Origin of the sequence: Streptomyces sp. DH10, assembly GCF_029813805.1 — a bacterium.
GTDB classification, from domain to species: Bacteria; Actinomycetota; Actinomycetes; order Streptomycetales; family Streptomycetaceae; genus Streptomyces; species Streptomyces coeruleofuscus.
The window spans coordinates 67,295-90,857 of record NZ_JARVKU010000025.1; the positions used below are offsets into that span (position 1 = coordinate 67,295).

The window sequence follows — 23,563 nt, forward strand, 5'->3', positions numbered from 1 at the left end:
AGGAAGCTGTCGTCACCGGCGGTGCGTATCGGCCGCAGCTGCTCGGGTGGGGATCACCACGCGCTCGGGGTCGTACTACGGAGGCTTCACACCGGCCACGGGATTGTCAACGAAGGGGTGAGTGCCGGTCGGAGCCGATCCTCCCCGGCAGGACCGTGGCCTTGATCCGGTGGTGGAGTCTCAGCGGGAGTGCCGCCGTCAGGGCGTTTGTTGTCGGCGTTCCCAGAACGGGTGCTCCGACCAGCGCTGTTCCTGGCCGTAGATCTCGGCGTGATGCCGCTCGTAGGCGTCCGTGATCCGCTGCAGGAACAGGGAGTAGTCCGTAAGGGCGGCCGTCTCGCCGGACAGGCACAGATCGACGGTCCGGCCTGCGCGGGCTCCCGTGTGCAGGGCCGTGAGGATGCCCTGGGAGGAGAGCGGGTCGAAGGCGAGGGCCGCGTCCCCGGCGGCGATCCATCCGGGACCCGCCGCGGGGGACAGACGCAGCCCGTGGGCCGCGGTCCAGCAAGGCGCGGGGGCGTGGGCGGGGTCGTAGCCGTCGAGGCGGGTACGGACATGACGGGTGGTCCCGATCGCGTCGAGGAACCCCTCGGCGGTGCGCAGGGCGGAGTCGGTCAGGTCCGCGTCGGTGAGGTGTGCGACCAGTCGCCCGGCCGGTACCTTGGCCGTGTACCACCAGCCGCCGGGTACCGCCTCGACGAGCGTGCGCAGCTCCGCGTCCTCGGTGCGATGACCGGGGAGCCGACGTCCGAACAGGGCGAACAGGGCCACGAGCCGGTCCTGCTTGCGTCGCCGGCCGCGTCGGCGGCCGATCACGGCGCGGCGGCCGGTGGCGTCCACGACCCAGTCGCAGCGCACCTCTTCGAGGCGGCCGTCTTCGCGGATCAGGACGCGCCGGTCGCCCGCGTGCGTGAGATGCGGCATGGCCTCCGCCCGGCGCAGCTCGGCACCGGCTGCCCCGGCGGCGCTCCGCAGGAACGCGTCGAACCGGGCCCTGTCGAGGTGCCAGCCGTGTCCGTGCGGGTCATGGAGGTGGCTGCGGCCGTGCAGTTGCTCCGATCCCCAGGAGGCGTAGGTCCCCACGCACCGCAGGTGCGGGCCCGCGGCGAACTCGGGCCACAGGCCCAGATCGTGCAGCAGCGGCCGGGCTGCGGGCAGCAGGGTCTCGCCGATCCGGAACGGGGACGACGCTGGGCCGCCCGTGCTCTTGTCGACGACCAGCACACGGCGGCCGGCCCGCGCCAGTACCAGGGCCGCGACGGCGCCCGCCGGACCGCCTCCGGCCACGATCACCTCGAAGGTCACCGCTCGTCCGGGAAGCGTGCCACCTTCTCGAAGTAGCCCGCCATGACCTGCTCGTGGGGTACGTCCGTCCGCTCCAGGGCCGCGGACACGGCGCCGCCGTTCAGTGCCGGGTCCGCCGCCTCCGGCACGTGCAGGCACCGCAGGTTCCGCAGCGCGGGCGGAGGCGGCTCGGAGGGGAAACTCACCGTGGATTCCACGAACATCGTCTCGGGCAGCTCCGGGTCGTCGGCGGCGCCGGTGCGCCGTTCGACGAGGCCCAGTTTTCCGAATTCCTTGACCATGGCGTTCATCTGCTCGATGCGGTCCGGGGGCAGCCACCTGTCCCAGACGGCCCGGCGCTCGAAGGCGGTCCGGCGTTCCTCGGCGGGCCTGCCGGGGTCGACCGCCAGGTCGTAGTCCTGTTCCGTCAGGACGTGGTTGGGCACGCGCGCGGGCCAGAAGGTGGGCAGGTAGGGGTCGTAGCGCGGGCCGTACCCGAGGTAGTAGCCGGAGCGGCAGCGCGCGGTGTCGGTCTGCCAGGGCACCGCCATCCAGCGCGTCAGATCGCCCGGCCCCTGCGCGTACAGCGGACCGTCGCCGCCGAGTGCCGCCTGCGGAGTGAGCACCTCGCCAGGGTCGGACTCGGGTGTTCCGGGGGCGCGGTGCCGCACCCGGAACGGTGCCGCGTACAGGCTGCTGTGGCGCATCGGCCAGGACAGTTCGCACCCCGGATGGAACGCGTCGGCCAGACAGAACGACAGGGCCGCGCGGTCGAGCATGCCCGGCCGCTCCGCCGGCGGCACCTCGTCGAGGTTTCGCGGCGGCACGGCCGACGGGTCGTAGTCGGCGTCGAAGTCCCCTGCGGCCCACCGAGCCAGTGACCGGTACTGCAGCGAGGACAGCGTCAGATGCTGCCGTGCGGAGACCGGCCGCACGCTCATCGAGTCACCGTAGAAGGGCGGCCACGGTACGGGGGAGAGACCGTCGCGGTCGAGGTCCCGCATCGTGGCCCAGATCTGGTGGCGCAGCTCCGCGTGGCGCGGCCCGGGGTCGGCCAGCCTGGCGAGCCGCCCGGGCGCCAGGAAGTGCTCCCGCCCGCCGTGTCCGAACAGCGCAGCGATGCCGCGGTTGACCCACTGAAGGTCGCACAGGCGCCGCAGGATCGGCAGGACGTCACGGGTGAACGACACCTTCTCCGGCATCGGCAGTGTTCCGGCGGATACGAAGACGTCGCGCATCAGGTCGTACATCGTGCGGACGGACTTCAGCTCCGGCGCGAAGTTCGGTGGCGCCACCACCACCCAGGCCGATTCGACGGGGACGCCCCGGCCGTCGATGCGCACGCGGGCCGTCACCGGGCCGTCGGAGATGTCGTCGTGCCAGCCGTCGTTGTTGGCGAAGTGCGTGGCCTGAGCGTGGTCCACCGAGGCCGAGACGCCGTGCCCACCGAGGAACAGCAGCCGGCCGGCGCCGTCGGTGCGCACCTCGCCCAGGTGGACGGGCTTCCCGAGGAAGCAGCCGGTGTCGAACCGGTACTCGGGCCGGTCGGCGCGGTCCCGACCCCGGATCGAGCGGGGACCGGGATCGATGACCAGCCGGCCGCGCTCCTTTCGCGGCACCTTGGGATTGCGGGGCGTGCTGGCGGGTGCGGCGGCCGCTTCGGGGATGTCCAGGGCCAGCTGGAACTGGTACCAGGCGGCCTTTTTGTTGGCGACATGCACGGTCCACCGGATGTCCGCGTTGTCAGCGGTCAGCTCGGCGACCGGCTCGCCGGCGGCGTTGTAGCCGTAGACGCGGAAGCGCGCCGCCTGCCGTTTCAGGGCGCCGGTGGCGTCCTTGTACGAGCCTGTGGGCAGCGGCGGAGGGTCGTCCACCTCGGGTGCGAGGAAGAACTCGTCCGTGCTGTCTCCGACCCGTGCCACGCCGATGGCGGGATGGATCGCGGCCCGCACGATCCGGGTGTCACGCCCGTGCGGTTCGCCGGACGGCGGGCGTGCGGGGCCGGGTTCCGCCGCCGGAACGCCGTTCGCGTCGCGGCGCCGGGCGGCCGACGCCCGGTACACGACCTTGCGGGCCTCGGCCATGCTGCCGACCGGCCGGTGCTCGGCCAGGCAGTGCCAGGGGTTATAAGCCAGGTTCTCGCCGTAGGCGTCCTGACCGCGTGCGCGGACGTCCTGCTGACGCAAGGTCAGTCTGGCCACGCGGACGGGAGCGCTCAGCGACTCCTCCCAGCGCACGGTGGCACGGTCCAGGGGCATACGGTCCGGGTCCGTGCGGAACTGCACCATCAGGTCGAAGGCCGCCTCACCCGCGGCCAGCCGGTGCCGCAGATCCTCCCGGAAGAAGGAGGGGTTCTCCTCGGGAGGCGTCGCCTGGGGGTCACCCGGCGGACAGGAGACGGGCACGAGCACGTACTTCACATGGCGGTCGGGCCCGAACGCGTACGGCAGCACGCCCCAGTACCTGGCCGTCAGCGTGCTCTCCTCGGGCTTGCGCATGGCCTGAAGGATGCTGCGGGTCACCGGGTGCGCGTTCTGGTACGCGACCGGGTCCTGCTGGAACTCGCACATGTCCCGCGCGGTGTCGACGAAGAACACGTCATGGTTCTGCAGCACGAGATCCTGGGTGTCCGCCCGGCTGTCGTCCTCCAGCAGCTTCGGGCCGGGAACGCCGAACAGCTTGATGCCCATGCCCAGGGGCCGACGGAAGTCCGGACGGTCCGGCAGGACGTCGCTGGAGAAACGAACCCAGGCGGTCAGACCGTCCTGCTGGTCCCGGGCGGCCCTGAGGAACCCGACACAGAGGTCCGGCGGCAGATCAGGAGCGACCGTGAGCACGCCTCGGGCGGTGCCGTGGTACTTGACGAAGACGGGCCGCAGGACCGGTTCCTGGCCCTGGGAGATCCGCTGCCCCATGCGCTTGTCCACGAACTCGGCCAGGATGCCGGCGATCGGCTCGGCCGCGCAGTCGGTCAGGGCCTGCGAGGAGTTCTGGTGCGGGTCGGCCGTACCGGTCATGGGCGCGCTCTCCTGCTGCTTGAGCTGATTCGGAGTTCCCTGCTCATAGGTGGAGCGAGACCGGAGAAAATATGTCTGACCGGGGACAAGTTCCTCCGGTCGCGGGTGCCTGAACTCCGTCGGCCCTTGTCAGAGCCGACGGAGTACACCGGGGCGGCGGAGCCGCCGTACGGCTGAGCGCAGTCCCGTGCCGCGTGTGGATGAACCAGGGCGAGTACACGGTCGCGGGGCGCCGTGCAGGTCACGCCGTTCTCGGCGCCCGGCACGCGGCCTCCGAAGTCGCGCACGGCGTGGGTGGGCCGCGTCCCAGCCGTTCCCAGCCCGGGGCCTCGTCCGTGGCGAAGCGGACCCACGCCGTGTGCATCGCGTCGGGCCGGTTCCTGAGGGGCGCCCTCCCCTGCGGGTTTCCGCCACTCGGGGGCCGTCCCGGTGTCGAAGACGAAGCCGAGCTCCAAGGCGTGGCAGGAGCCGAGGCCGGGGTGGTTCGAGGGCCAGGTGAACTCCTAGACGTACGAGGGCTCCGTACGGGCGTCGGCCAGGTGGGCCAAGGGGGACGCGGAGAAGGTGGCCGGTGACGAGCTGGCCGACGATGTCCGCCGTACTGGCCTCGGGGTACGGCGTGCGATTGCCGCGCGGGACATCGCCGCCCAGCCGCAGCGGGCCATGCACTGGCCAGGGCGAGGCCCCGAAGCGGTCGTCGCGGTCCAGGAGGCCGCGCCGTGGAGGACCGCCCACCCTCGAAGCGGTCCCAGCACGGCGGAAACTTTCGGATACGGCCCCGAGGGTCGACAGCAGACATCCCATGACTCGACGCTGTGAAGTATGGATCGCAGACATTTCCTCGCACTGTCCACCACAGCCGGAGCGAGCGCTGCGGCTCTCATGCCGTCCGGCTGCGCGTATGCCGCTGGAGGAACCGACGCCGACCGGACGCCGTTACAGGACACTTCGGCGGCCGGCCCGGACCCGGATGAGTTCGTGCTCTGGTATCCCCGGCCGGCCTCCGAGTGGCTGGAGGCACTGCCCGTCGGCAACGGGCGACTCGGCGCCATGGTCTTCGGCGGTACGGACGTCGAATTACTCCAGCTCAACGAGGACACGGTGTGGGCCGGTGGCCCCTATGAGCCGGCGAACCCCAAGGCTCTGGCCGCCCTCCCCGAGATCCGCCGACGCGTCTTCGCCGGAGAATGGAGCGCCGCCCAGTCCCTCATCGATTCGGACTTTCTCGGCATCCCCAAGGGCGAGTTGATGTATCAGCAGGTCGGCAACCTGCGGCTGGCCTTCACTGCCGAGGGCGAGACAGAGGACTATCGGCGAACGCTCGACCTTGACTCGGCGGTCACCTCCGTCCGGTACCGGCGGAACGGGGTGACGTATCGCCGCGAGACCTTCGCCAGCCATCCGGACCAGGTGATCGTCGTTCGGCTGACGGCCGATGTCCCGGGGGCACTCTCCTTCACGGCCGCCTTCGACAGCCCCCAGGCCGTAACCGCGTCATCGCCCGACCGGATCACCATCGCGATCGACGGAACGACGGAAACCCGTGAGGGCATCAAGGGACAAGTACGGTTCCGGGCCCTGACCCGCGCCCACGCCGAGAACGGGACCGTCACCAGCGACAAGGGGACGCTCGAGATCACCGGAGCCGACGCCGTCACCCTGCTGGTCTCGATCGGCACCAGCTACACCAACTACCAGGACCCGACGGGCGACCACGTCGCCAGGGCCACCACCGCGCTCAACGCCGCGTCGGCCGTCCCGTATGCCCGATTACTGAGACGTCACGTCGCCGATTACCGGAAGCTGTTCCGGCGGGTGGAGCTCGACTTCGGCAGGACCGATGCCGTGACGCTGCCCACCGACGAACGCGTGACGAGATTCGCCACCGCCGCCGACCCTCACCTGGTGGCCCTGCACTTCCAGTACGGACGCTACCTGCTGATCTCCTCGTCGCGGCCCGGCACCCAGCCCGCCAACCTCCAGGGCATCTGGAACGACTCGCTCAGTCCGCCCTGGGACTCGAAGTACACGATCAACATCAACACGGAGATGAACTACTGGCCCGCACCCGTCACCAACCTCATGGAGTGCTGGGAGCCGGTCTTCGACATGCTCGGGGACCTGGCCGATGCCGGTGCGAGAACCGCCGAGGTGCAATACGGAGCCGGCGGCTGGGTCACCCATCACAACACCGACGCCTGGCGCGGCACAGCCCCTGTGGACGGCGCGTTCTGGGGCATGTGGCAAACCGGGGGAGCCTGGCTGTCGACCGGCATCTGGGAGCACTACCTCTTCACCGGCGACAAGCAGGCGCTGCGTCGCCGCTATCCGGTACTGCGCGGCGCGGTGCGGTTCTTCCTCGACACCCTGGTCACCGATCCGGGAACCGGGCACCTCGTCACCTGCCCCGCGGTCTCCCCGGAGAACGCCCACCACCCGGACGTGTCCGTGTGCGCCGGGCCGACCATGGACAACCAAATCCTGCGTGACCTCTTCGACGGATTCGTCAAGGCATCGCAGTTGCTCGACGAGGACCGTGCCATGCGGAGCGCGGTCCGGGCCGCACGCGGGAAGCTGCCGCCCATGAAAGTCGGTGCCCAGGGGCAGTTGCAGGAGTGGTCGGAGGACTGGGACGCCACCGCGCCCGAGCAGGAGCATCGGCACGTCTCCCACCTGTACGGTCTGCACCCCAGCAACCAGATCACCAAACGGGACACCCCCGACCTGTTCGCAGCGGCCCTCAAGTCGCTGGAGCAGCGCGGAGACGCGGGTACCGGGTGGTCGCTCGCCTGGAAGATCAACTTCTGGGCGCGGCTGGAGGACGGCGCACGCTCCTACAAGCTGCTGGCCGATCTGCTCAGCCCCGAGCGCACCGCGCCGAACCTCTTCGATCTGCATCCGCCGTTCCAGATCGACGGCAACTTCGGTGCGACGGCGGGCGTTGCGGAGTGGCTGCTGCAGTCCCATGCGGGTGAGCTGCATCTGCTGCCCGCGCTGCCTCCGGCGTTGGCGAACGGATGGGTGCGCGGTCTGCTCGCGCGCGGTGGCTTCGAGGTGGATCTGGAGTGGCGCGAGGGCGCGTTGGTGGGTGGTGAGCTGCGTTCCCGCTCGGGCAATCGGGTGCTCGTGCGGTCTGCGACCCGGTTGAAGGTGACCGCGCACGGGCGCCCCGTCCGGGTACGGCACCCGGAGCCAGGAGTGCTCGAATTCGAGACACGAGCCGAGGGGAGGTACCGCCTGACGGCTGTTGGTTCGCCAACTTCCCAATGAATCGTTCCCGTTGAGGCCCTCGAAAGCGAGGCTGCAAGCCGACTACGGCTTGGGCGCCCGTTGCTCCCCGAGTTCCGGACGATCAGCCGGGTGGGTACGGTGAGGGTGCGTGCGCGGGAGCGGTCGCCGTCGAGGCGGGCCAGGGCGGTGGCCGCGGCAGGTGTTCATCCGCCGGCTGTCCAGCAGTGGCAGCAGATGGATGTTCGGCAGCGACTCGAGGTGTCCCACGGACGCCGGACCCAGGTCCCGCTGGGCGGCTTCGGCGGCGCGGCGTTCCACGATGAGGGAGACAAGGTCGTGGTGCTCCTGAAGGTCGCGGGTGCGGGGTTCGTCACCGGGTGGGAGTTCAAGGCCGAGGCGCCGGTAGCGGTCGGACTTGTCCCACAGGTCGTCCAGGAGAGGGATGAGGACGTCGTTGGTGATCGTCGACGAGCCTCACCGACCGCCGGGCCTGCGGGAACGCCGGGGTTGCCGGGCGTTGCAGCGCGTATCAGCTGCCGTTAGTGGTGCCAAATCCGGGTTCTCCGCGTGCACGGGCGGGCTCGGCCTTGCACCGAGCCCGCCGCTCCAACTCCACCCGTTCCTGATCGCCCGCTGTGACGCTCACCCGGTTCGGCGTACGTCGTTGCCCGCGAACGTCAGGAACACCAGGACCTGCGTCACGCCACCGGCTATCGCTGCAGTGTCAGCACGCCCGGCCGGTACGGCAGGAGGCCGTAGTCCATGCCGTCGGTGCGGGGGTCGCGCCCCTGGTAGAGGAACTGCAGATTGCAAGGGTCAATGGTCTTGGTCTGGTCGGGGTTGGTGCGAACCAGATCGCCGTGGCTGATGTCCCTGGTCCAGGCCGTCGCGCCGCTGTTGGCACTGCCGGCGAAGGGGCTGGTCACGGTGTCGGCCTGCGGCTGCGGTGTCCACGTGCCGCCGAGGCTGGTGGCCGTGAACGAGCGGAAGTAGCGACCATACCCTGTGTAATTCTGGGCCTCGACGATCATGAGGTACTGGTTCTGACCCTGAACCTTGTAGACCTCGACCGCCTCGAACAGGTTGAGCGGCGTGTCGCTCATGATCTTCGTGAACGAACCGAAGGTGCCCGGGAAGTTGCCGATGGGCATGCTGGCGCGGTAGATGCCGCCCTCATCGTCGGCGAAGAACATGTACATGTTCGTGTCGTCGCCGATGAGGGTCACGTCGAGGGGGCCGACCTTCCGGCCTTCAACGTCAGGGAGGGTGGTCGTGAAGAGTTCCTGCTGTGGACCCCAGCCGTTGGGGTTGGTGGGGTCGCTCGAGGTGCGGTAGGAGAAGCTGTATGGCCAACCCCCGTTGTAGGCGAGCACCCAGAGGTTCTTCGGGGCGAAGTAGAACAGCGTCGGCGCGATGCCATCGAAGGGAATCGTGTTCTGGTTGGCGGTGGCCATGTCGGACCAGTTCGTGAAGGGGCTGAAGGTCGTCAATCCCCAGCGCCCATCGTTACCGGCGAGGGTGTTGTGCGTCGTGGCATAGACGATGTGCTTGCCGTTGTGGACGACGCTGGTGAAGTCCTTGAGCGAGGCCCACCCCGCCTTCGGCTCCGCCAGCGGACCGGTCGATGTCCAGCGGTACGTCGACGGAAGAGCACACGCGTTGCCCGTCCCGGACAGACCGGTCCACTTCTGGTTGGTGCCGCCGTGGCACGACCAGATCTGCACCCCCGTGCCGTTGGCCTTGCCCCAGCCCGATACTTCCAGGCACAGCCCGGACCGCACGCCGACGATCGTGCCGTCGGGGTTCACCCGCCACTGCTGGTTGTCACTGCCGTTGCACGTCCAGATCTGCACCGGGGTACCGGACGTGGTGGCGCCGCCCCGGACATCCAGGCACTTGTTGCCGTACACGGCCAGCCGGTTGCTGTCCGTCAACGTCCACTGCTGGTTGATGCCACCGTGGCAGTCCCAGATGTGCACGTTAGCGCCGTCGGTCTGGCTGAAGCCCGCCACATCGAGACACCGGCCGGAATCAACACCGCGCACGTCGCTGGTGGTGGCCGCCTGCGCCGGACTGGCGACGAGCAGCGCCGCCAACGCGGCCAGGGCCGCAACCACGGCGGCGAGCACCAGCGACGTGCGTCTGAGACTGAAACTACGTCTGTGCATAAGGACCTCGTCATCCTTGAGCAAGCGGCTCCGGTTCGGCCCGCCGGAGGCTGTCCGGTTGCCGGTGTGGTGTGGCCCTAGCGTGTTCGGTATAGCGAACATGGGTCGAAGTATCGAGCAACTGGATAATAGGGTTCCGGTGATCAGCGTCAATACCTCTCGCAAAATCCGCGGACAGAAACGTTCGCAGGCTGAAACCAGGCGGCTTCAAGTCCCCTGGTTGTACGGGTCTTTGACTGAGGGTCAGGTGGCGGGGCGGGCGCGGGCTTGGTGATCATTACGGAACCCGACCAGGTCGCTCACCCGAGCCTCTGGTTCGGCTCGGTGCCCGACCCGCGCTCGCGGCGGGGCCGGTGGCACTCACTGACGCCGGTCCCGTCGACGTGCCTGCGGCGGTCGTCTGCACTGCGGGGAGCGTCGAGAACTCGCCGAGCGGGGTGCGAGTGGCCGGGCGAGCAGTCCTGCTCATCCCGCACCGCAGCGACGCGGCCGATGAGGGCGCGCTGCCCGGCGACTACCGCAAGATCCTTGCGATCGTGCGGGAGGCCGACGGCCTGGTGCAGGTCAGGGCGGTCGGCGAGCGGCTGGGCCTGGACGCCCTCGGCGCGCGGCAAGCTGGAGCCGCTGCGGGCGAAGACCAATCTCGCCGACCGCGGCTGGCTGCACAAGCGTCCCGACGGCAGGTTCACCGCACGCGCGCAGGCGCAGGGAGGCGGGCGCCGACGGGGCGTAACTCGCGGGCCCCCGGCGGCAGTTGATTTTCGTGTGAAGAAAGACAACCATCCCGTCGAGGGCCCTGACGGCCTTGTCCGCACTGCCCGCCTGCCGCTGTCGAGCGCCACCCTGAACTGGCTCGCCGATCTGATACGCGGCCACTGCAAGAAGATCAGATCACGGTGGCGGGCCCTGCCCTCGGGGAAGATCGCCGCCATCTTGCTCGCGGTACTGCGCTGTGACCAGCGGCCGGGCGACCTGGCCGGCGGCAACGGGATACACCGCACCACCGTGACCCGGCGGGTGCGGGAAGTCGTCGGCCTGCTGGCCGCCCGCGCCCCGCGCCTGGACCGCGCCCTCAAAAAGATCGCCCACAAGGGTGGCGGGGTGGTGCTGTTGGACGGCACGCTGATCCGCACCCGGCGGCGCACCGGCAAAGAGAACCGGAAGAACTACTCCGGCAAGAGCAAATGCCATGGCCTACTCGTCATCGCGCTCACCGACGACCGCGGCCGACTGCTCTGGGTCTCGGCGGCCCGGCCCGGACGCACCTCGGAGATCACTGCCTGCCGCCACGACCAGCTCACCGCCAAGCTGCGGGCGGCCGGCCTCGTCAGCCCGACGCTGCTGCGGGTCCTGGACCGCCTGGACGACTCCCCGGCCCTGGTGCAGACCGACCTGGTCGACACCCTCGCGATGAACCCGTTGGCCGTCGCGCTGCTCGGCGACCAGACCCGCCACACCGGTCTGGCCAGTAGCGGCGCTACTACCGCTGGTTCATGGACCCGGCCGAACGTCTCATGGTTCCCGAGGAGGCCCGTGAACGCCACGGCCGCGCCCAGGCAGCACGCCTGCGGGCCGCGCTGCGCTCCGCCGCGCTGGCCGCGCTGGCGACGGCCTGCGGAGTGACCTCTGGGGATCAGGATGGGAGCGAGTACAGGGCAGTGGTGAGGTCCCTGCGGCCGGCCTGCGCCCAGATCCTGGCCGCGGTCGCCGCCCGCGTGTTGCCCGTAGCGCTCTGCTCCTGGGCCTGAACCGGCCGCCCCGGCGTATCCCCACGCCGGGGCGGAAAGCGGCGCACCCACCGGTCAATCCGGTCGGCCGACCTCGCGGAAGTCCGACTTCCGGATCTTCCCGTGAACGCCCTTCACGCCGTCGACGACCTGGGAGACCGCGAAGTCGCCTGCCGCGCTGAGGTACGCCATCGCCACATGGCGGTCGATACCGTAGTCGGTCGCGAGCAGGTTCAGCGCGCAGCGCACGCAGTCGCGCATCGCCTCGTCCAGGTCCTCGTCCAGGCCGATCGGCACGAGGTAGTCGTCCGTCTCGGCGAACGGGGTGACGCGACCGTGACCAGGGCGCACAGCCGCACCGCCCGGCACCACCTCGAGCTTCACGGTGGCGCGCAGCGACGCCTCGAACGCCGTCAGGGCGACTTCGCCATCGCCCTGCGCGAAGTGGGGATCTCCGAAGTAGACCAGTGCGTCGTCGACCTGCACCGGAAGGAACAGCGTGGCGCCCTCGCCGAGCAGGGAGACGTCGATGTTGCCCCCGTGACGCCCCGGCGGGACCGAGTGCGGTCGTCTGTCCCCGGGCACCGCCACGCCCATGACGCCGAGGAACGGCCGCAGCGGGAAGCGCAGTGAGCCGCGGGAGGAGTCCGTCGGGTCGACCGCCATCCGGCCCCACGCGCCGTGGCGAGCCGCGTGTGCCGTCGCGAAGGTGAACGCGGGGCCGGGCAGCGACGGCATCTCGCCGGGGAGCGAGCCGAAGCCGTGGCGTGCGGAGACCATGCCGTACGGGACTCGCGGGGTGAGGTCGAGGACGGTCACGGCGAGCAGATCGCCCGGCCTGGCGCCGGCCACGGCGATCGGCCCGGTGACGAGGTGCGGCCCGTCATCGTCGAAGTCGTGCGGCATGCCGGACTCCGCCACCTGCTGGGCGTCGTCGAGCACGTGGCCGCCGCTGACGCCGTAACGGCCGAAGAACTCGCGCGGGTTGCGGCCCTGGTCCTCCAGAACTCCCTCGTGACTGATCGTGTCGACCGTGATGACGGAGCCCGTTTGCACGACCGCGCACGGTGAATCCGCCTCGCACGGAAGGCGACCCCACAGGGTGTTCCCGGGCGTGGCCGGGAGGTAGGTCGTCGACGCGATCACCCCACGACCGGGCTGGAGGATCGGGAAGCCGGTCGCGGCAACGTCGAGCAGGGGCGAGTCGGTCACGGTCATGGCCCACCTTTTCTGTAAGCGATGACTCGACGCTAGGAACGCCCTGTTGCCGTGGTGTTTCGCCTAGAGGGCTGCGCGGTAACGGTATCTCGTAATGCAATACGCCATCTTGTGAAACGGGATGGGCCCCGACCGTTGTTCGGACGGAGCCCATGTCGTGCCCGGAGGTGTCGCGCGCGGCGGTGGTGGCCTACGACGTGATCGTCGGCCCGGCCGGACGGGCGGTGGACGCGTCCGCCTGGTCGGCCCTCAGAGGTCGAGGACGAGCCGGTCGCCCTGACAGCGGCCGACGCAGATCATCATCGTGCGTCCGGCCCGGCGTTCCTCGTCGCTGAGGACGGAGTCCCGGTGTTCGGGTGTCCCGGCGAGGACACGGGTCTCGCAGGCGCCGCAGTATCCCTTCTCGCAGTCGTAGGACAGGCCGCTGACGTTCTCGCGCAGGACCTCGATGAGGCGGCGGTCGGCCGGCACGGGGAGCGTGACCCCCGTGCGCGCGAGCTGGACCTCGAAGGGCCGGTTCTCAGCGGCGTCGAACGCCGTCTCGAGGCCGTCCCCGGCGGTGAAGCGCTCCAGGTGCAGCCGGTCGGTGAGGTCCAGGCGGGCGCACTCGTGCTCGACGGCCGCCAGCATCGGTGCCGGCCCGCACGCGTAGACGGCGGTGTCCGCGTCCAGGCGGCCCAGCAGCCGGGGGAGGTCCGGCAACCCGGCCTCGTCCTGCGGGAGCAGAGTGAGCGCGTCCCCGGCGATGGCGGCCAGTTCGTCGGCGAACGCCATCGTCGAGCGGGTGCGTCCGCCGTAGACGACGGTGAAGGGCGTGCCGCGGCCGGCGGCCTCGCGGACCATGGCGAGTATCGGGGTGACGCCGATGCCGCCGGCGAGGAACAGGTAGGACGACGCGGGCGTGAGCGGGAAGTGGTTGCGCGGCCCGCGCACCGCGAAGGTGACTCCGGGGCGGGCGAGGTCGTGGAGTTCGACCGATCCGCCCCGGCCCTTCGGCTCGTGCAGGACGCCGATGCGCCACGTCGCGGTGTCGGCGGGGTCGCCACACAGCGAGTACTGGCGCAGCCTGCCCGAGGGCAGACGCAACTCGACGTGTGCGCCGGGCTGCCAGGCGGGCAGTTCCCCTCCGTCCGGCAGGCCGAGGCCGACGGCGACGACGCCGTCGGCCGCCGTGCGCACCTCGGCCACCCGCAGCGGGGTGGGCGTGGTCAGCGCGCGGATCGATCCTGCCGCCGCGGTCGCCCGGGGACCGGACGGGAAGACCGCCGGGATCGCGTCCCAGCCGGACTGGTTGCCGCGCGTCGGGTAGGGGACGAGCCCTTCCTCGATCACCCGGTAGTCGGGCAGACGGGTCAGAATTTGCGTCATCATCGCGCGGAACATGGCTCGGGCGAGGTGCGCGCCGGCACACCGGTGCGATCCGATGCCGAAGCTGAGGTGCCGGCTGGCGTCGCGGTCCAGTCGTACTTGCTCGGGGTCGGGGAACACGGCGGGGTCGTGGTTCGCGGCGACCCATGGGATCAGTACCCGGTCGCCCGCGTGCATCGGGCAGCCGCCGACCTCGACGTCCCGGGTGACCGTGCGCGCCATCGACTGCGACGGGGCGAACGCGCGCAGGAACTCCTCGGTCGCGGCGTCCAGCTGATCGGGGGAGTCGATCAGCTTCTGGCGCTGGTCGGGGTGGCGAGCGAGGTGAACGAGGGTCGATCCGGTCAGGGAGGTCGTGGTGTCGACGCCGCCGGCGATGAGCAGGCCGATCACCGACACCAGCTCGTCGTCGCCGAACTCGCTGCCGTCGGCGCGCCGGCCGGCCACCAGCGTGCTGACCCCGTCGGGCCGCGGCTCGGACCGGCGCTCGGCGATCAGCTCGCGGATGCGCCGGTCCATGTAGGCCAGCCCGGCGGCCCCGCGCACGGCGCGTTCGCTGCCGGCCGGAGCGGCGAAGATGTCGTGGATCGGCCCCGCCAGCTTCGCCCAGTCCTCCTCGGGGAAACCGAGCCAGTCCAAGGTGACCGCGGCCGGCAGCGGGTTGGTGAGGTCGCGGACGAAGTCACAGGAGCCGAGCTCGATGAACTCGTCCACGACGCGGGCGGCGTGGCGCTCGATCATGGGTACCAGGTGCCCGACCGCCTCCGGGGTCAGCAGCGGGTTGATCAGTGTCCGGTACTCGGTCGCACGCGGCGGGTCGAGCTCGATCGGATACTGCTCCAGCCCTGGTCCTTTGGGGATGACGATGCCGACCCCCTGGCCGCCGTGGTCGCTGCGGGCGGAGGAGAACGTCTCGTCGTCGCGGGCGATGCGGGCCACGTCGGCGTACCGCGTCGTGTACTGGAAGCCGCCATGGGCGGCCGAGCGGCCTACCGGACAGCTCTCGCGGAAGCGCGCGTAGTAGGCGACCGGATCGGCGTTGGCCTCGTCGGAGTGGTGGTCGAAGTCGGTGTCACCGGGCATGAAGTCGATGTCGGCGGACATGGTGGGCACGCTCCACGTGCTCGAACCTTGTGCGCGGTGTTGTCCGGCCGCGCCACCGGATGTATGCGAGCCTCATCGGCGTCGGCCCACCCTAAGGTGTCGCGCCGCGTGCGACAACGCCTCGTGGGAGACGCTCAGAAGGTCAGTACGGCCTTACCGACCGTGCCGGACCGGACCGCCGCGACGGCCTCGTTGATCTGCTCGAACGGGAAGTAGGTGATCATCTTCTCGACCGGGAACCGGCCCTTGGCGTTGAGTTCGAGCAGCCGCGGCAGGAACAGCTGCGGCAGGCTGGAACCGGCGATGATGCCGGTGACGGTCCGCCCGTTGAGGACGCTGCGCCACTCGAAGCTCATCGACTCGCTGGGGCCGATGCCGATGACACCCGCGCGACCGAGCGGTCCGAGAGCCTCCACCGCGGTGCGCAGGACGTCCTCGCGCCCGGTCGTGTCGATCACGAAGTCGAACCCCTCCGGGACCAGGGCGGCCAGCTGCTCGGCGGCCTCCCCGGCCGAGGAGTCGACGGTGTGCGTGGCTCCGTAGCCGCGGGCCGCCTGGAGCTTGGCCGGGTTCACGTCGACGGCGACGACGACCTCGCAGCCGCTCAAACCGGCGGCGATGACAGCGGCCACGCCGACGGCCCCCGCCCCGAAGACCGCGATGGACGAGCCGGGGCGCGGCTGAAGGACGTTGAGCACGCCGCCGGCTCCGGTCTGGAAACCGCATCCGAAGGGGCCGGCCCGCAGCAGGTCCAGCGACGGGTCGATCCTCACGACCGCCCGCTCCGGTGCGACGACGTGACTGGCGAAGGACGACTGTCCGAGGAAGTGGGCGTTGACCTCCCGCCCCTCGTGGGTCACCGCGGTGGAGCCGTCAGGCCGGCGGCCGGAGAAGTTCACCGCGTCGAAGCCGCGGCAGTAGGCGGGCGAGCCGGTGCGGCACAGCGCGCACGTGCCGCAGGACGCGAAGGACATGGCGACGTGGTCACCCGGGCGTACGGAGGTGACGTGGGCGCCGACCTTCTCGACGATGCCCGACCCCTCGTGCCCGAGCAGGGCGGGCGTGGGAAAGGAGGTGGCGAACTCAAGGTCGGTACCGCAGATACCGACGCCCGCGACGCGGACGAGCACCTCGTCCGGGCGGGGATCGTCCAGGTCCACCTCTGTCAGGACGAATGGCTGTCCGGCTTGCTCCAGCAGAGCGGCGGTGGCACGCACAGGGCCTCCTCGTTGCCTCACATTGCGAGACCGCATATTGACATGCGCGACAAGGTCGGTCAAGGTTCGCCCTATGGCGGCTGTTGACTTTCCTTCTTCCCAGCACTTCATCGACGGCGAGTGGGTTGCGGCCCGCGACGGCGGCACGCTGGACGTCCTCGATCCGGCCACCCGGCAGGTGATCACCGAGGTGGCCCGGGCGGGCGGCGCCGACGTCGACGACGCGGTCGCCGCGGCGCGCCGCGCGTTCCCCGCCTGGACGGCGACCAACCCGAGCGAACGCGGGGCGCTGATCCGGCGCTGGGCCGACCTCGTCATCGCCGAGGTCGAGGCCCTCGCGGCCGTCGAGGCCCAGGACGTGGGCAAGCCCCTGTCGGGGGGCCGGACGAACATCTACATCGCGCACGGCATCATCGACTACTTCGCCGGCGCGGCCGACAAGCTCACCGGCGTCACGCTGCCCACCCGCAGCCCCGACTACCTGGGCTACACGGTGCACGAGCCGTACGGCGTGTGCGCCGTCGTCATCCCGTGGAACGTTCCCGCCGTCCTCACCGCCGCCAATGTCGCGCCGGCGCTCGCCGCGGGCAACACGGTCGTGCTCAAGCCGTCCGAGATCGCGCCGCTGGCACCGTTCGCCCTCGTCGAACTCGCCCGCCGCGCGGGCTTCCCGCCGGGGGTGGTCAACGTCGTCGCGGGCCTCGGCCCCGAGGCGGGCGTCGCACTCACCACACACCCGGGCGTCGACCACATCAGCTTCGTCGGCTCCACCGCCACCGGACGGGCGATCATGGCGGCCGCCGCACAGAACCTCGTCCCGGTGAAGCTGGAGCTCGGCGGCAAGTCGCCGAACGTTCTCTTCGCCGACGCCGACCTCGACACGGCGATCCCGGCGATCGTCGCCTCGATCACCGAGAACGCGGGGCAGAACTGCTACGCCGGTTCCCGGCTGCTCGTGGAGGCTTCGGTGCATGACGAGGTCGTGGAGCGGGTCGCCGCCGGCATGGCCGACGTCAAGACCGGGCCCTGGGAAGCCGACCTGGACATGGGGCCGCTCGTCAGTGCCGCGCAGTTCGCCCGCGTCAGCGGCTTCCTCGAGGAGGCACCTCGCGAGGGGGCGCGGCTGGTCACCGGTGGCGGGCCCACTGGTGAGGGGTGGTTCGTCCGGCCGACCGTGTACGACCGTGTGGACGCGGGCATGCGCGTCGCCCGGGAGGAGGTGTTCGGCCCGGTGCTCGCCGTGCAGTCGTTCCGCGACACCGCCGAGGCGACCGGGCTGATGAACGCGACGGACTTCGGCCTGCTGGCCTGCATCTGGACCAACGACATCTCCCGGGCGCTCCGGCTGGCGAAGGGCGTCCGTTCCGGGCAGGTGGCGGTCAACCAGTTCCATGACGCCGGAGTGATCGGCTTCCCGTTCAACATGCAGAAGGACAGCGGCTTCAGCCGGGGCGGTGGATACGCGGCGCTGCGCGAGTACACGCAGGAGAAGGGCGTGGCCATCCGGCTGCTGGCCCGCTGAGAGCGACACCATGGGAACCATTGCCGGGGCACGGTCCGAACCGGCCCGGGAAGGGCCGGGGCCGGAGGCCTCGATACCTGCCCTGCTGGAGCGGGAACTGACCGAGGCGGTACTCGCCGGCGCCGCGCGCTCGGACATACTGCACGCGCTTCGCCGGGCGACCGGTCGGCACGTGCGCCTGCTGTCCGCCGAGGGCGCGCCCCTGGCCGCCACCGACAGCGGCGCGGGAGTGCCGCCCGCGGTGGCGGACGGCGTGCTCGCCGAAGCGACCGGACCGGTGGTCCACACACTGGACGGACTGCGGGCCACGGCCCTGCCCGTGCGTGCGGGGACGACAGTGGCCGGTGTGCTGCTGACCGTCGGCCCCGGTGATCCGCGCGTGCGGGCGCTGGCCGGTGCCGCCGTCACCGCGCTGCTCATCGACGCCGTGCGCGCGGGGGACGGCTCTGCCGAGGTCTCGTCGCAGCACACGCCGGCCGACGTCATCGCCGCGCTGCGGTCAGGGACGGTGAGCCCCGAGGTGTGCACGGCGGCCGCGGGGCTGGGCATCGATCTGCGGCGACCGCCGACCGGTGCCGTACTGCACTACGGCGGCTCCCGCCTGCGCGCCTGGTCCACCGCCCTCACCTGGCTGGAGCACCCGGTGCGGCAGGAGGGGCGCACCGCGTGGACGGTGGTGCCCGACGAGGCCGTGCTCGACCGCCTGCGGAACCGGCTGCGTCTCATGACCGACGACGACTCCGCCGACCACGTCATGGCGGCGAGCGGTTCCCGTCCCGACTCGCCGACAGGCCTGGCCCGGTCCTTCACCGAGGCCGAGAGGCTGCTCGGACTTGCCCGGATCCGGATGGTCCCGCTGCTCACCTTCGACCGCTGCGGGGTCGTCCAGGTACTCCTGCCCCTTCCACGACCGCAACTCGAGGCCTACGCCGAGGCGCATCTCGGGCCGATCCGGCAGCGTCCGGAGCTGATGACGACTCTGCGCGCCTGGCTGGCCGAGAGGGGCAGCCGGCAGAGCGTCTCCACACAACTGCATCTGCACCGCAACTCGGTGGGCTACCGGGTGCGCCAGATCAAGAGCCTCCTGGGCACCGACCCCCTGCTTCCCGCCACCTCGGCGCAGCTGCACCTGGCGCTCGCGGCCCTGGACCTGCTCGCCGCTGACGACCAGCGGCCGCACGGCGACGACGAGCCGGTGCCGACCGGGCGCTGAGCCGCCACCATGCCGCGCCTTCGCATGGCGCGGTGACGCCTTCCGGTGCGGTCGCCCGCACCTGCCTCCGCACCCTCACCACCTGCTGCGGCCTGGGCTGTCAGCCCTCTGTATGGGCGATACACCAATGAAACCAAGATGTTCCCAGGGAGCGTTGACAGCACCGGCCGACGGGGGCAGAGTACCTCGCATTACGTTCCACCGCCTCGCAATGCGAGACGGCCCAGGGTAAGGAGGCAGTGCGGTGCGAGCCATGGTTCAGACGGATTTCGGCGGACCCGAGGCCGTGTCCCTACGGGATGTGCCCGAGCCGGTCTGCGGACCGCGCGACGTTCTCGTCAAGGTCGTGTACTGCGGGCTGAACCGCCTGGACCTGCTGCAGCGCAAGGGGCCGGCCCTGGTTCCCGGTTTCCGGCTTCCGCACGTGCCGGGCATGGACTTCGCCGGGACGGTGGTGGCGACCGGATCCGCGGTCGGCTCGGTCGTCCCCGGTGACCGGGTCGTCGCGGATCCCACCCAGGGGTGCGGCAGTTGCTCCCGGTGCGCGGTGGGCGATCGTGCGTACTGCTCGAGTCCTCGGATCCTCGGCGGCAACGCCCCCGGCGCCCTGGCCGAGTACGTACTGGCCTCTGCAGAATCGATTGTTCAGGTCCCCGAGTCCTTGCCGCTCGCCGCGGCCGTCACCCTGCCGACCGCCGCCGCGACGGCGTGGCACGCGGTGCACTCGGTCGGGTCACTCGCCGCGGGTGAGACCCTCGTCGTACACGCCGGCGCCAGCGCCGTGAGCCTGGCGGCCATCGCGCTGGCCAAGCGGGCCGGTGCCTCGGTCGTCGCGTTCGCCGGCAGCGAGGCGAAGCGGGACGCGGCCCGCACCGCCGGTGCCGACCTGGTACTGCCCAACGGCGACCCCGACGCGGCGAAAACGGTGTCGGTGTTCACCGGCGGCGCCGGAGCGGACCTGGTCCTGGACCACGTCGGCACCCACACCTGGCGCACCTCACTGGACTGCCTGGGCATCCGCGGGCGTCTGCTGCTGATGGGCAACACCAGTGGCGACGAAGTCTCGTTCTCGCTCCAGGAGGTCTTCCACCGCGGCCTGAAATTGCTGGGCACCGGCGGCTACACCTCGGCCGACTTCGTCGCAGCCACCTCAGCCTGCTTCGCCGACGGCCTGCACCTGCCCACCGCCTTGCGGCTGCCGCTCGAGGACCTGGCCGACGCCTGGGACGTGCTCGCCGCCCGCGAGACGATCGGCAAGGTCGTGATCGAGCCATGACGGACCTTCTGATCGTGGGTGGCGACATCGTCACGATGGACCCCGCCCGACGCGTCCTCACCGGTGCGACGGTCGCCGTGTCCGGGGACAGCATCGCCGCCCTCGGCACGGCCGAGGAACTGCGCGCCCTCTTCCCGGGCGCGCGGGAGATCGACGCGTCTGGCTGTGTCGTGATCCCGGGCCTGGTCAACGCCCACCAGCACACCACCGTCGACCCCCTCGTGCGCAGCACGATCCCGGACCACATCGGCTCACAGGAGTCGATATTCGACTGGATCGTCCCGCTGCACGCCCACGCCGACGGTGACGACGACGAACTGGCCGCGACCATCACCGCGATCGACTGCCTGTCCCGGGGCGTCACCACGGTGCTGGAACCGGGCACGGTGGCATACCCGGAACGAGTCGCCGCCGGGCTCGGCACCGCGGGTGTCCGCGCGCGGGTCGGCGGCTGGGGCTGGGACGCCGAGGCCGTGCCGTTCGGCGCGCCCGCCGACGAGGTGCTCGCCCGGCAGGAGGACATCGTCCGGTCCCTGCCGGCCACCGGGCCGGTCACCGGCTGGGTGACGCTCGTCGGCCACGACCTGGCGAGCGACGAGCTCTTCGCCGGGGCGGCGAGCCTGGCCGAGCGGCTCGATGTCGGACTGACCTGGCACATCTCGCCGGGACCCGCCGACATCGAGGCATACGCCCTGCGCTGCGCGCGCCGGCCGGTGCTCCACTTCCGCGAGCTGGGAGTACTCGGCCCGCGCCTGTTGCTGGGGCACGCCGTGTGGCTCGACGACGCCGAGGTCGACGCCATCGTCGAGACCGGAACCGCGGTCGCCGCTTGCCCGGGGGCCTACCTGCGTCTCGCCCAGGGGTACACACGCGCATCCCGCCACGCCGAACTGGTGCGGCGGGGCGGTCGGGTCGCCCTGGGCTGCGACGCGCACAACGCCGGAGACGGTCCGGACGTCCTCCTCGCCGCCTATCTGTTCGCCGCTCTCGAACGCGACCGTGATCTGCCCGACCCGGTCCGCGCCGAGCAGGCGTTCGCCCTCGCGACGATCGACGGCGCCCGGGCGATCGGTCTGGGCGAACGCATCGGCTCACTCGAAGTGGGCAAGGCGGCCGACATCGTCGTGCTCGACGCCCGCGACCCCGCCTGGGTGCCCCGGGGCGACCTCGCCCGCCAGCTCGTATGGGGCCATGTGTCGCGCACCGTCCGAGACGTGCTGGTCGACGGCCGTGTGGTCGTCCGCGACCGGCGACCGACCGGCGTCGACCTCGCGGCCGTCGCCGCGGCCGCCGCCGAACGATCCGCCGCCCTCCTCAGGCGCGCCGGCATCACGCCCCGCCCCACCTGGCCCATGGAGCGGGCTGCCGACCGGTAAGGAGACCCGCCGTTGAACGTCATCGACAAGTCCGGGCTGCCGCCGGCGAAGAAGCAGGGCCCGCCGTCGCGACCGATGGTCGCCGGCCCGGAGGGCACGACCCGTCCGGCGCGACTCCGACACAGGGGTCGATGCCTCGCCGTACGGCTGCCGCACACAGGTGAGCGAGGGCCGCCGTCGATCACGGTCATTCCCTCGGCGCCCGGCGGCCGGACACCCCGGAGCCGAAGGACGCCTGTCGACACCGAGCAGATCGCCGCGTTCGTACCGAACGTCACGACCGGCGAGATCCCCGAGCACATCGAGGCACTGTCCCTCGCACACTGACCTGCGTCAGCACATGGCCGTCGCCGACCGGCGAACCCGCCCTCGCAGATCGCCGACACACCGTCGCCGGCCGTTATCCCCTGCGGAGTGCCGCGTGCACGAGGCGAAGACCGCGGCGACCACAGCCCCTGCTTCCCGGACGCGCACATCGCGCTCGCGGAGGCGTCAGCATCACCACCGACCTTCGGTCACGTCCGCTCCTTGCCGCATCGACCCCACCCGGGTCCGAGCGGTCGGGCGGATGGTCTCCCGTGGTTCGTCGCCGCGGGTGAGGAGCCCTTCTCCCACCAAGACCGTGTCTCCTGCGCCGGGACTCGACGGGGCCGTCGGCCCCGCCCACTGATCCCTCAGACGTCACCCCACCGCCCCCACGGGGCAGTGCCACTCAGCGATTGGAACCACGCACATGACTGCGAAAAGCACGCTCCGTCGTCCTCGGGCCGCGGTGGGCCTCGCCCTCGCAGGGGCCCTCGCGCTCTCCGGCTGTGCCAGCAACGCGGCGACGGCGCCCAAGGCGACCGCCCAGCCGAGCGGCGGCAGCGGCTCGGGCCTCAAGGAGCCCGATGTCAACGGCGACGGCAAGGTCGTCATCGGAGTCCTCAGCCCCGGCGACATCAACGACCACGGCTACTACCAGAGCTTCGTCGACTCGGCGGACGCCTTCGCCAAGGAGAAGGGCTGGACAGTCATCAAGCGTGGCAGCGTGCCCCCGAACGACGCGCTCAACGCGGCACGCGCGCTGTGTCAGCAGCACGTCGACATGGTCGCGCTCGCCGCGAGTGAGCTCAAGACCGCCGTACCCGCCGCCCAGGACCCGGTCTGCGCCAAGACCGCCTGGTACATGCCGGGGCAGGCGGGCTCCGCCCCGATCCCGCGGGTCCTGCTGTCCACCGACGACCCCAACCAGGGAATGTTCGCCGCCGGTTACGCCGCGGGCCTGAAGATGAAGGCGGCCGGCTACACCAAGGCCGGATTCATCACCGGTGCCAAGGCCGACTTCAGCGTCGCCGCCGCCAAGGCCTTCCTGGCCGGGATCCGGGAGGTCGTCCCCAAGGCCAAGCTGACGAGCACCTACACCGGCGACTTCAACGACTCGGCGAAGGCCAAGGAAGCCACTCAGGCCCAGATCAGCCAGGGCGCCAAGGTCATCTACCCCTATCTCGGCGGCGCGACCGACGCGTCGGCGAAGCTCGCGAACGCCAACGGCGTTCTCACCCTCACCCCCGGCACCGATCGGTGTGACTCGGCCAGCCCGAAGTTCGACTTCTCGGTGATCTTCGACCCGGGTGACTACTTCCGCGCCGCGCTGGAGGAGTTCGCCAAGGACAACCTGAAGATGGGCACGACGCGTGTGTGGCAGCTGGGCGTCGACCCCTACCCGACCGTCAAGATCTGCGACCCCAAGGGCGACGAGAGCAAGCAGCTGGCGCAGTTCCTGAACAAGATCGGCAGCAAGAAGATCGACACGGCGGCCGAGGTCAAGCGCCTCGGCTGACTGCCGACACCGACGAGGAA

The 23,563-nt window shown here is 70.9% G+C and carries 14 protein-coding genes; 8 read left to right on the forward strand and 6 right to left on the reverse strand.

Annotated elements, in window-relative coordinates; translation table 11 throughout:
• Positions 1-198: 198 nt before the first annotated feature.
• Together QC385_RS36685 and QC385_RS36690 are read right to left on the reverse strand one after the other, a co-directional pair.
• Complete coding sequence (locus QC385_RS36685) at positions 199-1,305, reverse strand: FAD-dependent monooxygenase (protein ID WP_279545721.1); 1,107 nt, start codon at positions 1,303-1,305, stop codon at positions 199-201.
• Positions 1,302-4,301 (reverse strand): LodA/GoxA family CTQ-dependent oxidase, encoded by a 3,000-nt coding sequence (locus QC385_RS36690; protein WP_279545722.1) that lies wholly within the window; start codon positions 4,299-4,301, stop codon positions 1,302-1,304. The genes QC385_RS36685 and QC385_RS36690 overlap by 4 nt, the downstream gene beginning before the upstream one ends.
• An 822-nt stretch (positions 4,302-5,123) precedes the next feature.
• Here QC385_RS36690 and QC385_RS36695 point away from each other — a divergent pair.
• Positions 5,124-7,571, forward strand: a complete 2,448-nt coding sequence (locus QC385_RS36695; RefSeq protein ID WP_279545723.1) for a glycoside hydrolase family 95 protein — start codon at positions 5,124-5,126, stop codon at positions 7,569-7,571.
• A 671-nt stretch (positions 7,572-8,242) separates the two neighbouring features.
• On the opposite strand, the gene QC385_RS36700 is transcribed toward QC385_RS36695, so the two are convergent.
• Positions 8,243-9,700: a non-reducing end alpha-L-arabinofuranosidase family hydrolase gene (locus QC385_RS36700; RefSeq protein ID WP_279545783.1), complete on the reverse strand. Its 1,458-nt coding sequence runs from the start codon at positions 9,698-9,700 to the stop codon at positions 8,243-8,245.
• A 765-nt stretch (positions 9,701-10,465) separates the two neighbouring features.
• Between QC385_RS36700 and QC385_RS36705 the strand changes: the two genes are divergently transcribed.
• Positions 10,466-11,323, forward strand: coding sequence for an MmyB family transcriptional regulator (locus tag QC385_RS36705; RefSeq protein ID WP_279545724.1), 858 nt, complete (start codon positions 10,466-10,468; stop codon positions 11,321-11,323).
• A 179-nt stretch (positions 11,324-11,502) separates the two neighbouring features.
• Here QC385_RS36705 and QC385_RS36710 read toward each other — a convergent pair whose 3' ends face one another.
• The 3 genes from QC385_RS36710 to QC385_RS36720 all read right to left on the reverse strand — a co-directional run bounded on the left by QC385_RS36710 (position 11,503) and on the right by QC385_RS36720 (position 16,334).
• On the reverse strand, positions 11,503-12,645 hold the full coding sequence (locus QC385_RS36710) for an acetamidase/formamidase family protein (protein WP_279545725.1): 1,143 nt from the start codon (positions 12,643-12,645) through the stop codon (positions 11,503-11,505).
• Positions 12,646-12,894: 249 nt separating this feature from the next.
• The gene (locus QC385_RS36715; protein WP_279545726.1) at positions 12,895-15,117 is read right to left on the reverse strand and encodes a cytochrome P450/oxidoreductase; all 2,223 of its coding nucleotides are present in this window, start codon (positions 15,115-15,117) and stop codon (positions 12,895-12,897) included.
• Between the two features lie 134 nt (positions 15,118-15,251).
• Positions 15,252-16,334, reverse strand: coding sequence for an NAD(P)-dependent alcohol dehydrogenase (locus QC385_RS36720; RefSeq protein ID WP_279545727.1), 1,083 nt, complete (start codon positions 16,332-16,334; stop codon positions 15,252-15,254).
• Between the two features lie 73 nt (positions 16,335-16,407).
• On the opposite strand from QC385_RS36720, the gene QC385_RS36725 reads away from it, so the two are divergent.
• The 6 genes from QC385_RS36725 (at position 16,408) to QC385_RS36750 (ending at position 23,543) form a co-directional block, all read left to right on the forward strand.
• On the forward strand, positions 16,408-17,856 hold the full coding sequence (locus QC385_RS36725) for an aldehyde dehydrogenase family protein (protein WP_279545728.1): 1,449 nt from the start codon (positions 16,408-16,410) through the stop codon (positions 17,854-17,856).
• Between the two features lie 10 nt (positions 17,857-17,866).
• The gene (locus QC385_RS36730; protein WP_279545729.1) at positions 17,867-19,069 is read left to right on the forward strand and encodes a PucR family transcriptional regulator; all 1,203 of its coding nucleotides are present in this window, start codon (positions 17,867-17,869) and stop codon (positions 19,067-19,069) included.
• Between the two features lie 253 nt (positions 19,070-19,322).
• Positions 19,323-20,345 carry a quinone oxidoreductase family protein gene (locus QC385_RS36735; protein WP_279545730.1) on the forward strand — a complete coding sequence of 341 codons (1,023 nt, stop codon included), beginning with the start codon at positions 19,323-19,325 and terminating at the stop codon, positions 20,343-20,345.
• Positions 20,342-21,721, forward strand: coding sequence for an amidohydrolase family protein (locus QC385_RS36740; protein WP_279545731.1), 1,380 nt, complete (start codon positions 20,342-20,344; stop codon positions 21,719-21,721). Before QC385_RS36735 ends, QC385_RS36740 begins: the two co-directional genes overlap by 4 nt.
• A 12-nt stretch (positions 21,722-21,733) precedes the next feature.
• A complete protein-coding gene (locus tag QC385_RS36745) occupies positions 21,734-22,048 on the forward strand; it encodes a hypothetical protein (RefSeq protein WP_279545732.1) in 315 nt (104 codons plus the stop codon).
• Positions 22,049-22,454: 406 nt separating this feature from the next.
• Positions 22,455-23,543 carry a BMP family ABC transporter substrate-binding protein gene (locus QC385_RS36750; protein WP_279545733.1) on the forward strand — a complete coding sequence of 363 codons (1,089 nt, stop codon included), beginning with the start codon at positions 22,455-22,457 and terminating at the stop codon, positions 23,541-23,543.
• Positions 23,544-23,563 lie beyond the last annotated feature (20 nt).

What these genes read in the sequence shown, in the direction of transcription:
- QC385_RS36690 (WP_279545722.1), bottom strand. Translation starts at nt 4,301, where the DNA reads ATGACCGGTACGGCCGACCCGCACCAGAACTCCTCGCAGGCCCTGACC.
- QC385_RS36695 (WP_279545723.1), top strand. Translation starts at nt 5,124, where the DNA reads ATGGATCGCAGACATTTCCTCGCACTGTCCACCACAGCCGGAGCGAGC.
- QC385_RS36700 (WP_279545783.1), bottom strand. Translation starts at nt 9,700, where the DNA reads ATGCACAGACGTAGTTTCAGTCTCAGACGCACGTCGCTGGTGCTCGCC.
- QC385_RS36710 (WP_279545725.1), bottom strand. Translation starts at nt 12,645, where the DNA reads ATGACCGTGACCGACTCGCCCCTGCTCGACGTTGCCGCGACCGGCTTC.
- QC385_RS36715 (WP_279545726.1), bottom strand. Translation starts at nt 15,117, where the DNA reads ATGTCCGCCGACATCGACTTCATGCCCGGTGACACCGACTTCGACCAC.
- QC385_RS36725 (WP_279545728.1), top strand. Translation starts at nt 16,408, where the DNA reads ATGGCGGCTGTTGACTTTCCTTCTTCCCAGCACTTCATCGACGGCGAG.
- QC385_RS36730 (WP_279545729.1), top strand. Translation starts at nt 17,867, where the DNA reads ATGGGAACCATTGCCGGGGCACGGTCCGAACCGGCCCGGGAAGGGCCG.
- QC385_RS36735 (WP_279545730.1), top strand. Translation starts at nt 19,323, where the DNA reads ATGGTTCAGACGGATTTCGGCGGACCCGAGGCCGTGTCCCTACGGGAT.
- QC385_RS36740 (WP_279545731.1), top strand. Translation starts at nt 20,342, where the DNA reads ATGACGGACCTTCTGATCGTGGGTGGCGACATCGTCACGATGGACCCC.
- QC385_RS36750 (WP_279545733.1), top strand. Translation starts at nt 22,455, where the DNA reads ATGACTGCGAAAAGCACGCTCCGTCGTCCTCGGGCCGCGGTGGGCCTC.